1 protein-coding gene is annotated in these 2,663 nt (G+C 71.6%); it reads right to left on the reverse strand.

Annotated features, from left to right (window positions below; translation table 11 throughout):
* Positions 1–161: 161 nt before the first annotated feature.
* Positions 162–2,375, reverse strand: a complete 2,214-nt coding sequence (locus tag AB0J67_RS40550; protein ID WP_363491057.1) for an ATP-dependent RecD-like DNA helicase — start codon at positions 2,373–2,375, stop codon at positions 162–164.
* Between the last annotated feature and the right edge of the window lie 288 nt (positions 2,376–2,663).

Raw genomic sequence — 2,663 nt, forward strand, 5'->3', positions numbered from 1 at the left:
AGCGGCACATGAACATCAAGGAAATGGCGCTGTTCGCCTGGCTGCCGTTTCTGGCCGCCGACATCGGCTGCGTACATGGCAGATGGGCGAATGCGGGCCCAAGATACGCCCACTTGCCAGGCAAGTCGGACGATCATGGGCCCGGCGCGGGGCAGGTGGGGTCAGGTGGGTGGGAGGAGGCGGTGGTCGAGGGCGGTGTGGCGGCGGCCCGCGCCGAGGGTGCGCACGGCGACCGCGAGCGCCCGGGTCGAGCCGGCCAGCACGACGAGCTTCTTCGCCCGGGTCACCGCCGTGTAGAGCAGGTTGCGCTGCAGCATCATCCAGGCGCTGGTGGTCAGCGGTACGACCACCGCCGGATACTCCGAGCCCTGCGAGCGGTGGATGCTGATGGCGTACGCGTGGACCAGCTCGTCCAGCTCGTCGAAGCCGTACTCGACGTCCTCGTCCTCGTCGGTGCGCACGACCAGCTTGTGGTCGTCGGGCAGCATGCCGGTCACCACGCCGACGGTGCCGTTGAAGACCCCGGCCGTGCCCTTGTCGTAGTTGTTGCGGATCTGGGTGACCTTGTCGCCGACCCGGTACACCCGGCCGCCGTAGCGGCGCTCGGGGCGGCCCTCGACCGCCGGGGTCAGCGCCTCCTGCAGCAGCTGGTTGAGGTTGCCCGCGCCGGCCGGGCCGCGGTGCATCGGGGTGAGCACCTGGATGTCGCGCCGGGCGTCGAAGCCGAACTTCGCCGGGATGCGCTTGCCGACCAGGTCCACCACCAGCGGCGCGGTCGCCTCGCTGTCGTCGCACTCGAAGAAGAAGAAGTCCGGGAAGCCCTTGAGCTGCGGGAACTCGCCCGAGTTGATGCGGTGCGCGTTGACCACGACACCGGACTGCTGCGCCTGCCGGAAGATCCGGGTGAGCCGCACGCGCGGGATCACGTCGGCGTTGAGCAGGTCGCGCAGCACCTCGCCCGCGCCGACCGAGGGGAGCTGGTCGACGTCGCCGACCAGCAGCAGGTGCGCGCCGGGCGCGACCGCCTTCACCAGCTTGTTGGCGAGGATCAGGTCGAGCATCGAGGCCTCGTCGACCACCACCAGGTCCGCGTCGAGCGGGTTGTCCCGGTCGTACGACGGGTCGCCGCCCGGCTGCAGTTTGAGCAGCCGGTGCACGGTGGTGGCCTCGTGGCCGGTCAGCTCGGCGAGCCGCTTCGCGGCCCGGCCCGTCGGCGCGGCCAGCACGATCCTCGCGCGCTTGGCGCGGGCCAGCTCGACGATGGAGCGTACGGTGAAGCTCTTGCCGCAGCCGGGCCCGCCGGTCAGCACCGCGACCTTCTCGGTCAGCGCCAGCCGCACCGCCTGCTCCTGCTCGGGGGCCAGCTCGTGGCCGGTGCGGGCCTTGAGCCAGGCCAGCGCCTTCGTCCAGTCGACCCCGGCGAAGTCGGGCATCCGGTCGCGCCCGGTGTTCAGCAGCGCCAGCAGGCTGCCCGCGAGGCCCCGCTCGGCCCGGTGGAACGGCACCAGGTAGACGGCGGGCACCATGCCGTCCGCGCCGGGCACGTCCTCGCGCACCACGCCCTCGTCCTCGACCAGCTCGCGCAGGCAGTCGTCGATCAGCGCGGCGGGCACGGCCAGGTCGCGGCCCTCCTTGTCGGTCACCGCGAGGATCTTCGCGGCGGCGGTGACCAGGTTCGGGGCGGGCAGGAAGCAGTGCCCGCCGTCGGCGGCCTCGCTCAGGGTGTGCTGCAGCCCGGCCTTGACCCGCTGCGGGCTGTCGTACGCGATGCCGACCGCGCGGGCGATGGTGTCGGCGGTGCGGAACCCGATCCCCCACACGTCGGCGGCCAGCCGGTACGGCTCCTCCTTGACCACCTGGATGGAGGTGTCGGCGTACTGCTTGTAGATGCGCACGGCCAGCGAGGTGGAGACGCCGACGCCCTGCAGGAAGATCATGACTTCCTTGATGGCCTGCTGCTCCTGCCAGGCCGCGGCGATCAGCTTCGTGCGCTTCGGGCCGAGCTTCGGCACCTCGATCAGCCGCTGCGGCTCGTCCTCGATGACCCGCAGCGTGTCCGTGCCGAAGTGCGCCACGATCCGCTCGGCGAGCTTCGGGCCGATGCCTTTGACCAGGCCGGAGCCGAGGTAGCGCTCGATGCCGACGATGGTCGCGGGCAGCACGGTCGTGTAGTTCCAGACCTCGAACTGCCTGCCGTAGCGCGGGTGCGAGGTCCAGCGGCCGGTCATCCGCAGGCTCTCCCCCGGCTGCGCGCCGAGCAGCGAGCCGACCACGGTGAGCAGGTCGTTGCCGGACTTCTCGGTGGCCACCCGGGCGATGGTGTAGCCGGTCTCCTCGTTGGCGTAGGTGATCCGTTCCAGCACCGCCTGCAGCACGACGCCGGGCGGGCGCGCCGCGTCGGCCGGCGCGGCCGATCCGGCTCGCGGGCCGGGGACGCTGGGCGAGGTCTGCGTGCTCACCCCGACATGGTGCCGCACAGGTCTGTCACCCGCCGCCCACCGGCCCCGCGCCAGGTGGGCAGTCTCGGGGAGACAACGGCTTCGGCGGCTTTGCTCTGCTTACCCATACGCACGTGCGTATTGGCGCCGTTCACGGACCTGGCGGCGAGGGCCGCGACCCACTACCCGTTCCTGCCGGTGCGGACGATGCTGCGCGATCGGTTC

This window comes from Catellatospora sp. NPDC049609, assembly GCF_040675365.1.
In the GTDB taxonomy this organism is placed as follows: Bacteria; Actinomycetota; Actinomycetes; order Mycobacteriales; family Micromonosporaceae; genus Catellatospora.